Annotated in this window: 6 protein-coding genes; 2 read left to right on the plus strand and 4 right to left on the minus strand. The window is 48.0% G+C overall.

Annotated features, from left to right (window positions below; genetic code table 11):
- Positions 1 to 495 precede the first annotated feature (495 nt).
- Entirely contained in the window at positions 496 to 1,752 is a 1,257-nt protein-coding gene (locus tag NC796_RS26090) for a carbohydrate porin (RefSeq protein WP_310688789.1), read from the plus strand.
- Positions 1,753 to 2,096: 344 nt separating this feature from the next.
- On the opposite strand, the gene lgt is transcribed toward NC796_RS26090, so the two are convergent.
- The 4 genes from lgt to NC796_RS26110 form a co-directional block, all read right to left on the minus strand.
- Positions 2,097 to 3,113, minus strand: coding sequence for a prolipoprotein diacylglyceryl transferase (gene lgt, locus NC796_RS26095; RefSeq protein ID WP_310688791.1), 1,017 nt, complete (start codon positions 3,111 to 3,113; stop codon positions 2,097 to 2,099).
- Positions 3,114 to 3,204: 91 nt separating this feature from the next.
- Positions 3,205 to 4,665 (minus strand): cysteine--tRNA ligase, encoded by a 1,461-nt coding sequence (gene cysS, locus NC796_RS26100; RefSeq protein WP_310688792.1) that lies wholly within the window; start codon positions 4,663 to 4,665, stop codon positions 3,205 to 3,207.
- A gap of 545 nt (positions 4,666 to 5,210) precedes the next feature.
- The gene (locus tag NC796_RS26105) at positions 5,211 to 6,701 is read right to left on the minus strand and encodes an oligosaccharide flippase family protein (protein ID WP_310688794.1); all 1,491 of its coding nucleotides are present in this window, start codon (positions 6,699 to 6,701) and stop codon (positions 5,211 to 5,213) included.
- A 183-nt stretch (positions 6,702 to 6,884) separates the two neighbouring features.
- Entirely contained in the window at positions 6,885 to 8,375 is a 1,491-nt protein-coding gene (locus tag NC796_RS26110) for a polysaccharide biosynthesis C-terminal domain-containing protein (protein WP_310688795.1), read from the minus strand.
- Positions 8,376 to 8,465: 90 nt separating this feature from the next.
- Between NC796_RS26110 and NC796_RS26115 the strand changes: the two genes are divergently transcribed.
- Positions 8,466 to 9,404 carry a sulfotransferase gene (locus tag NC796_RS26115; RefSeq protein WP_310688797.1) on the plus strand — a complete coding sequence of 313 codons (939 nt, stop codon included), beginning with the start codon at positions 8,466 to 8,468 and terminating at the stop codon, positions 9,402 to 9,404.
- Positions 9,405 to 9,662 lie beyond the last annotated feature (258 nt).

Consider the following 9,662-nt stretch of genomic DNA (forward strand, 5'->3'; position numbering starts at 1 on the left):
CGTATACCAAAAATAGCTCTTTAAGCTGGTTCGTTTTCTAGGTCACCCCGACAGCTCCAGTCTGTTACTTGTCCCTTCAATATAGAACGTTTTACTAACGGGAATCTAAAGGTTCGTTTTTTCTTCATTGAAAAAATGAACGATAAATAAGAAGAACGTCACTTTTCAAAAGTAGATTCTTTACAGCAATAACTGAGAATTGGAAGAATTTTTGTTTGCAACCTGTTTGACCAAGAACTTATTCAGCGTTTACACAAGTATTCAAACCGATTGAGTTAATTTCTTCTTGATCTATTCGTCCCTTTTGCAGTGTATCCGACGACTGGCGAATCAAAACAAAAGGCTCTTTGGAAATTGGCTAGATGAGTACATTAGGACCATTTGATAACTATTAAGACGAGTTTTAAATAGCGTCCATCAGAAATGATCTCATCTTGTCTTGTTGTTATAGATGCGAAATCAAAACAGCTCAATCAGGGTACGTAAATGAGATTAATGGATACCAAAGCTATTTGTTCTATACTATTTACAATCGCGCTATCAATACCTGTGGCGGAGACATATGCCCAGGATGACGAGGAGCAAACATTCATGGAGGGGCTGGACGCGGGTATTACCTATACAGCCGATATTTTCTCGAATACTACCGGTGGCAATGACACTGGATTTCGATATATGGATAACCTTGACCTGGAGGTCATGTTTGATACCGATGAGGGTCTGGGCTGGGGGAGCACCGAATTCTATATCTATGGACTGGCAAACCAGGGCGGAAGCATTTCGGAACTTGCTGGTGATATCCAGGGCATCAGTAATATTGAGTCGGAGACCTCCTGGCGTATCTATGAGGCGTGGTTCCAGAAATATATCTATGATATTCGGACGTCCATTCTGGTTGGGTTGTATGATCTGAACTCCGAGTTCGATGTCATCAACACGGCTACGCTTTTTGTGAACAGCTCCCACGGCATTGGTCCTGAATATGCGTTGAGCGGCGTGCTTGGACCATCAATCTTTCCATATACCTCCATGGGGGTGCGATTTAAGTCCAATCCAATTAAAGGGGTTGTTATCAAAGGGGCCCTGCTCGATGGGATTCCCTCCAACCCCCAGAATACGGACGGCACCAAAATCTTTTTTCGGGAGCGCGACGGACTGTTGCTGGCCGGTGAAGTTGCGTTTCATCCCGAGGGAGAAGAATCGATGATTGCGAGATCCAGGACGGCAAGAATCCGCGATTTCTTGAGCCGGGGCGTCGGGGAGAACAACCGCTACAAAGCTGCCGTCGGTGGGTGGATGTACACCAAAGAGAGGGCAGGGTGGTTAAGCGGACCCCAACGCAATAATGGCTTATATGTACTCGGGGAATACCGCCTTTTTGAAGAGGAGAGTGATGCCTACCAGGGCCTGTCAGGATTTGCCCGTTATGGAGTATCTAATGAAAAGGTGAACCGGTTGAGTTCGTATGTCGGTGCCGGCCTGGTGTATACCGGCTTGATCAGGGGACGGTCGCGCGATCAGCTGGGAATCGCTCTTGCCATGCCGTTTAATAGCTCGGATTATGAGCAAGAGGTCCAGCAGTTTGGGCTGAACCCCACCTCTTATGAGATGAACATCGAAACGACCTATCGCCTGCAGGTAAAGAACTTTTCCTTCGTCCAGCTCGACCTGCAATACATCGTGAATCCTGGCCTCCTTGAGCAGAATGAAAATGCGTTGGTGGTGGGTACGCGCTTGCAGTTCTCGCTTTAGTGGCTGGTTGAATAGTGTTAAGTATGAAGTATTAAGTTTTAAGTAGTAGTCATATGGGCATGCAATTCCAAGAATCTCAAGGCTACTCTCATATCTCCTATTAAGGACATTTCAATTCCCCTTAGCAGGAGAATCCAATTCTCCTGCTAAGGGGCATTGTCTTCTCATACTAAGGGGAAGGCCCTTCTCATACTAAGGAGACTTCCGGCACCGCTGCAGGAAGGATTATTACATTCATAATGAACAAAAAACCACCTCCACCTTTCGGCAGAGAGGGTACGAAATACAATAAGCGATGGTTGTCCGGCGACAGGTCGGGAACCGAGAACATAAGCTCAGACGAATCATTGAGATCTGTTGATTTTTTTATCCCAGTTCACTTTCCGGATCAGCCAGATGCCGGCGATGATGAGCGGCACGCTGAGCCACTGTCCCATGTTGATCGACCAGTCGGAAGCAAATCCGGCCTGGTTCATTTTGGTGAACTCCAGCAGAAAGCGGCCGGTAAACAGCATTAGCATGAATACACCGAATATACCTCCCTCGGGCGGCTGGTGTTTATAGCGTTTGTAGATGACCCACAGCACAGCAAAAGTGGCGATACAGAGTGCCGCCTCATACAGCATGGTGGGATGCCGTGGAATCATGTCAATTCGCGCAAATATGACAGCCCAGGGCAAGGAGGAGGGCTCCCCCAAAATTTCGGAATTAAAAAAGTTGCCCGTCCGGATGAAGGCTCCGCCGATAGCCACAACCATTACCACGCGGTCGGCCAGCCAGAGGTAGCTCATATCCCTATGCTTCTTTACAAAATAGTACATCGCCAGCAGGATGCCGATGGCGGCCCCGTGACTTGCCAGTCCCCCGTGCCAGATTGCTATAATTTCGGCGGGGTGCCGCAGGTAATAGCTGGCATCGTAAAAGAATACGTGACCAAGCCGCGCCCCTATGACCGTTCCAATTAGAACATAGGTTAGAAGCTGTTCGACCTCTTGTGGATCCCGATTGGCATGCATGAACATTCGCCGGGTGAGCAGGTAGCCCACAACGAAAGCACTGGCAAAGAGTACCCCATACCATCGTGGTTGTATCGGCCCGATTTGTGAGATGGTGGGTGATGGGAGAAGCAGGAAAAGCAATTGCCCACCGATAAGTGAACCGAAGATTACAGCCAGGATTTTCCATCCGGCCGGCTCCTCTTTTCCTTTCGGTTTCTGTTCCTCCAATTTTGAAAAACCGTAGATAATGGCTACGACTGCTAGGACGAGTCCCCATATGGCTACCGGGAACGGGAGATTGACAGTTCCGAGGTTAAAAACACTTGGATCGGCATCCCAGACAAAATGATCGGTTGATTGCATGTTTATAGTTTTGAGTAGTAAGTCATGAGTAATGAGTACACGTGATACGTGATTCGTAATGCGTATGGAGTCTTGCTTTAGATATCACGGATTACGAATTACGCTTAATTTCAAAAGTTGTGCCGTCGGGATTGTCCATGAGTTCAATACCTATCTCCTTTAGCTCATCCCGGATTTTATCAGCCTTTTCAAAGTTCTTTTCTTTTCGAGCCTCGGTACGCAGGTCGATAAGCAGTTCCACCAGGTCTTCGGTCTTGTCGTCTCCTGCTGTGTCCTCCTCCGCTTCCGGCCAGATGCCAAGCACCCCGTCTACAAAGCGTTCCAGAAGTGATTTGACATCATCCAGGTTGGAGGGAACTTCGTCCTGGTTTATCTGTTTGCGGAGGGCCTTTAGGTTTTCAAATAAAACGGCAATGGCCTGTGCCGTGTTGAAGTCGTCATTCATCCGTTGCTTTAGCTCAGAATCCAGCGCCTCAATATCAAACGGGTCGGCATCTCCGGGCTCGGTATCTTCGATCAGGCGGATGATGTTCTGCAGGTTATCAAGGCCCTGCTCGGCTGCGTTGAGTGCATCTTCGGTGAAGTCGGTGGTGCTGCGGTAGTGGCTCTGCAGAAGGAAAAACCGGATCACCTGTGGTGCCCAGGCGCGGGTAAGCAGTTCGTGATCGCCCCGGAAAAATTCGTCGAGCGAAATGGCGTTACCCAGCGATTTGCCCATCTTTTGGCCATTGAGCGTCACCATGTTGTTGTGCATCCAGTAGTTGGCAAACGACTCGTTGTAGGCGCATTCGCTCTGGGCGATCTCACATTCGTGGTGCGGGAAAATATTATCGAGTCCACCACCGTGGATGTCAAAGTTTTGTCCCAGGTACTTGGTAGACATCACCGAGCACTCCAGGTGCCAGCCGGGATACCCCCATCCCCACGGGGAGTTCCATTTCATGATGTGATCATCGCCGGCCTTTTTCCAGAGTGCAAAATCTTTGGGGTCGCGCTTGTCGCCGGCCGTTTCAATGCGCGTGCCTGCTTCCTGATCTTCTACATCACGGCCGCTCAGTTTGCCATACTCTTCATCGGAGGAGACATCAAAATAGACATTGCCATCAACTTCATAGGCATGTCCCTCTTCCAACAGTTTTTTCACCATTTCAATCTGTTCCGGGATGTGCCCGGTGGCACGGGGTGAGATGTCGGGCCGCTGCACCCCCAGCTTGTCCATATCCCGAAAGTAGTTGTAGGTATACTTTTCGGCGATCTCCATCGGCTCCAGCTTTTCAATCTGGGCCTGCTTCTCCAGCTTGTCTTCACCCTGGTCAGCATCATCGGTAAGGTGGCCTACATCCGTGATGTTTTGCACATACCGCACTTTGTAGCCGAGATAGCGCAGGTAGCGAACGACGACATCAAAGGAGACGTAACTCTTGGCATGGCCCAGGTGGGGATCGCCGTAGACGGTGGGACCACAAACATATATCCCTACAAATCCTTCCTTGTTAGGTTTAAACCGATCTTTTTCGCGGGTTAGCGAATTATAAATATGTAATTCGTCCATGGACGACTATCAAATTTCATTGGGTTTTACAGTGAACGTGTTCAACGGATTTTTTCCCAGAATCGTTGCCAAAGATACAAGGATCAGGGGACAGTGTACAGGGTGGGAATTGGGAATGAAAAATGAAGAATTAAAAATTAGGATTAGAAAGACAAGATTGAGTTGGGAGGGTGTTGTACTTCCGACCGGAGAGGGGTAATTCGTGATGAGCAGTGCGTGATGAGCAGTGCGTGATGAGTAACGAGTGATTAAATGTTGGTAAAAAACAGGTGCATGTAACACGCAGCGCTGCTTCGCACATGGTTTTCGAAACAGCGTTTCGAATTACAATTTGATTTATCTCGTGCCTGACCTCTGGTCGGGCACGGAGCGTGGTACCTCTGGTACCTTATGCTGCCATATTTCTTCCATCTGAAAGGCAATGATGCATGGCTATGCGGGCCACCTGAGGTGGCAGGATGCGTTCCGCACCGGAGGTACGGAACGAGATGAACTGAACTATTGAATTGCCTTATCACTAGCACGGGAATTGATTCCCCCTGGGATTACCACCCAAAGAATACCCGAACTCGTCTTATGCTTTCTTTCGTCAAATTTTTCACATCATTGGATAGATCAAACAAAAGAATTGCGCCAATGAAAACAACAGTGATCAGGAGCGACCGCACCGTCACATCTACTACAAAATTGAGCATATAGGGAATCTGGAATGATAGTAGGAGGCATCCCACGGCTATTGCGACGACTCCAAGCGCATTCCACTGCAGCGGCTGCATTGAAAACTTGATCCACACAAAAATGTATTTGACCAGGTTGTAGACAAAGATGGAGATAGCAGTAGCAATGGCTGCGCCAAGTATACCGTAAATCGGGATCAGCAGGTAGTTGGTGGCTGCGGTAAGGATTACCAGCAATATCATGGTATAGAGGTCAAAACGATAGTGCCTGGAGTTCAGGATGATCTGACCGTTCATGCCCGCCGTCATATCCACCAACTTCGCAAATCCGATGGTGATAATGATCCATTTTACGCCCTGGTATTCCGGTGGAAGCAGGGCGACCAGGTTGTGCATGTTGGCCCAGATGCCTATTAAAAGGAGGCTGCCGCCAATCAGTTGATTGAGCGAGGTACGGGCGTACAGGTCTTCAATTTTTTTGAAATCCCGCTCCTTCATTAGGTCTGCGATGATAGGAGTAGCGATTTTGGCAATCGACCGTTTGGGAATTTCAATGACGGAACCGACGTAAAAGGCGACGGCATACACACCCGTGTTGGCCAGGTTTGTCATTGCTCCGATCATGATAATGTCAATATTCCCCACTAGGATGGTTGTCAGTCCGCCAAGCATGGTGTAGGCTCCAAAGGACACCAGGTTGGGGATTAGCCTGCGACTGGAATCCCGAAATGGTATCTTCAGGTAAAGCTCATTTTTACGATACAAATAGAACAGCAGTATAAATGGTTCGGTCGCATAAATGAGCACAAAGAAGACCATGAAGGTGGAAAATGAGAATAGATCATACCAATACAGGAGAAGGAGCATGATGATGAAAAGGCGCATCAACACTTCATTCAGGAACGAGCCTGTAACGGAATCTTTCAGCGCTCGAACATAGCTGTTCAGAACTTCGAAATATACCACAACACCAACGAGTGGGAGCAGGTAGAGGTAATACTGTTCGATCAGTTCTGATTGATCACTGTAGTAATAAATAAGCTGTTCATCAAACAGGAAGAAAAGGATGGTGAACAAGAGGAAACCACCCAGGGGGATGACCAGCGTCAGGAAAAGAAGGCCATATTTGTCAGCCTTGGTATCCCTGAAATGGGGTAAAAAACGGGTTATAGTATTTTTCATCCCAAGGTGAGCAAACTGGCTGCTTACTGCCGTAAGTGAGACCAGGATGCGAGTCAGGCCATATTGGTCGGCCGTCAACGCACGGGGATAGAGCAGGATGACAGAGATAAATCCCAGCGTAATGCCTATATAGGCGATCACCGTGTTTTGAATACTCTGTCGAACGATTACACCCAAGGCAGCCTCATTGCATTTATGATATAATGTGTTTTAAATGTAAGCTAATCAGTCATCCCGCACTCCGATGCGGGATCTCGTAGGGATACGTAACTTTGATTATGACTAAAGCTAATATCAACGATAGTTACTTTCCCGAGATCTTAATGGCACAAGTTACAAACTTGCGCCTGCTTAAGAATTTCATCTTTTCATAAAAGTTCGAATCCTGCGTAAACTTTCCTGCACCAGGTTCTTAACATCATCTGAGAGACCGAATATAAGAATCAATGCCAGGAATACCGCAGCCATTATGCCCGACCGTACGGTCACATCCACCACAAAGTTGTACAGGTAGGGGATCTCAAACGAAAGCAGCAGGCATCCCCCGGCGATGAGGAGCACAGCAAGTGCATTCCAGCGGAACGGCTGCATAGAAAATTTGATCCACACAAAAATGAGCTTGATGGAGTTATAGAGAAACAGTGAAAGAGCGGTGGCCATGGCCGCTCCCAAGATACCGTATGGAGGAATTAACAGGTAGTTGGTGAGGATCGTCAGCAATACAAGAAAGATGTTGGAGTACAGGTCGAACCGGTAGAACCGGGAGTTCAGGATGATACCGCCGTTGATACCGGTTGCCATGTTGAAGAGCTTGGCGGCGCCTACAACAATGACCACCCATTTCAACCCTGAGTATTCGGGTGGTAGGAGATCAATCAGGTTGTGCATGTTGGCCCAGATGCCGACAAAAAGGAGGCTGCCTGCTATGATCTGGTTCAGGGACGTGCGTTTATAGAGCCTATCAATTTCATCGTAGTTTTTGTCCCGCAACAACCCAGCCAGTACCGGGAGCGCTATTTTACTGATCGAGCGCTGGGGAACCGCGATGACCGATCCCACATAAAAAGCGATGGCATACACGGCCGTATTTTCCAGGTCTTTTAGGGCGCTTAGCATCAGGATGTCGATATTGCCGACGAGCATGGTGGCCAGTCCCCCGAGCAGCGAAAACACGGCGTAAACGCCCATCCCTTTGAGAAGACGAGCACTTATATTTTTTAGCGGTTTGGAAAAAGATAGTTCCCCCTGGACAATGAGGTGCCCAACTAAAAAGATCGGCTGCAGGCCATAGATAAGTGCAAATCCCGCCATAAACAGGGGGAAATCAATCAAGCCGTAATAATAAATTCCCAACAAAACGATGGTCAACAGCCGAAGGCCCACTTCCTGGATGAAAGAGCCGGTCACGGAGTCCTGCAGAGCGCGGACATAGCTGTTGAGGACTTCAAAAAACAGCACGGCAAAAACGAGCGGAAGCAGGTAGAGGTTGTAGTCCGAAAAAAGGGTAGAACGGTCGGAAAAATACTGGATCAGCAGATCCTGGAAGAGGAAGAAGAGGACAAGGAATAATAGAAATCCCAACAGTGGGACCAGGAAGGTTAGGGCCAGCAGTTTATAGCGCGACCGTTCCGTTTGCTGAAAATAGGGGAAATACCGAATGATCACGTTTTTCATCCCAAAGTGGGCAAATTGGGTGCTAACCATCGTCAGCGAGATGAGCAGGCGGGTGAGGCCGTACTGCCCGGGCTCCAGGATATGGGGAAACATCAGGATGGTGGTAATAAAGCCGAGCACAATCCCTACATACGAGATGATGGTGTTTTGGATGCTCTGCCTTATTATTACGCCCACTTAAAGAGTAACTTAAAATTGTTACATTCCTGTTTCAGCAACTGGCTTATTATAACTATTGAATAGGTAACTTTCTTTACCGATACACCTATGGATTCACATCAGCGGCAAAAATTTCTTAACCCCTTTTCGTTGAGGGCGGCCCAGCTTTTTCTTGACTGCACGCAGTCAAACACGTTGATAACGGAAGCACAAAAAAAGAAAATTACGCCCTTTTTTATAATTGGTTCCGGGCGTTCCGGGAATACGCTGATGCGGTCGGTATTGCAGCGGAACCCAGCCGTTAACATTCCACCGGAGAGCCACAGTGCTATCACGAATTCCGTTAAAAAGTTTTACCGCTATGGCGGGCTCGAATGGAAGGACCTGGTAAGCGTGACGCTGGGCGAATTTGCCTCGCAAACAGTATTTGACCTCTGGAATATCGATCTGCTGGAGGTTCAACGAAGAGCGAGTGCGTTGCCTGAGGAGGAGCAGTCACTTGCGAAGATTGTGGATTTGTTGCATGCATACCACATGGAAACGCATAAGCCGGAGGCAACAATCTGGGGAGATAAAACGCCCTTCCTTGCACTGCGGCTGAAATGGGTGGAAAAAGTATTTCCCAACGCACGCTACCTCAATATGATCCGCGACGGGCGCGATGTGGTGAGCTCCTACCTGGCAGCCGACCTGGCCGACAGCCTGGATGAGGCGTGTGAGCGGTGGAATCTCTCGATAGAGAAGGTAGAGCAGTTTCAGAAGAAATCTCCCGGCAGCGTCTTGACCATTTACTATGAGGAATTTGTCAATGACCCTGAAACGACTGTGCGAGAGGTTTGTGAGTTCCTTGATATTTCGTTTGACCCTGAGATGCTGGAAAACGACCCGGTGTATTTGGGGGATAATCACCTCAAGCATCACGAGAATGTGAATAAACCGATCTCAAACAGATCCGTGGGCAAATGGAAAGAGCGTTTGACGGATCAACAGCAACGAGATGTGGAAAAGAAGTTGGCTGGAAATTTGAAGAGGCATGGGTATCAGTAGTATTAACTGTAATGGATAATACGAGTTTGAACGTAAAAGACAGGCTTGTCACTTGCGCGGGAATTAATTCCCGCGCCATGGATATGCAGGAATAACTTTTTCTTCAATACAATACTTCATGATAAACAATATGTCATCCTTCTATGTAAAAAGTCAAGGCTCAAATTGTAATATGTAGATTGTCACTTACATGGTAGTACTGCTGCTTGCTTGGTTAGCTTCGTTGATGTATTGCGAGGTAGTCTTCTATAAGCAGAC

The organism is Aliifodinibius sp. S!AR15-10, from assembly GCF_031569985.1.
In the GTDB taxonomy this organism is placed as follows: domain Bacteria; phylum Bacteroidota; class Rhodothermia; order Balneolales; family Balneolaceae; genus JAMQKA01.

What these genes read in the sequence shown, in the direction of transcription:
- NC796_RS26090 (WP_310688789.1), top strand. Translation starts at nt 496, where the DNA reads ATGGATACCAAAGCTATTTGTTCTATACTATTTACAATCGCGCTATCA.
- lgt (WP_310688791.1), bottom strand. Translation starts at nt 3,113, where the DNA reads ATGCAATCAACCGATCATTTTGTCTGGGATGCCGATCCAAGTGTTTTT.
- cysS (WP_310688792.1), bottom strand. Translation starts at nt 4,665, where the DNA reads ATGGACGAATTACATATTTATAATTCGCTAACCCGCGAAAAAGATCGG.
- NC796_RS26115 (WP_310688797.1), top strand. Translation starts at nt 8,466, where the DNA reads ATGGATTCACATCAGCGGCAAAAATTTCTTAACCCCTTTTCGTTGAGG.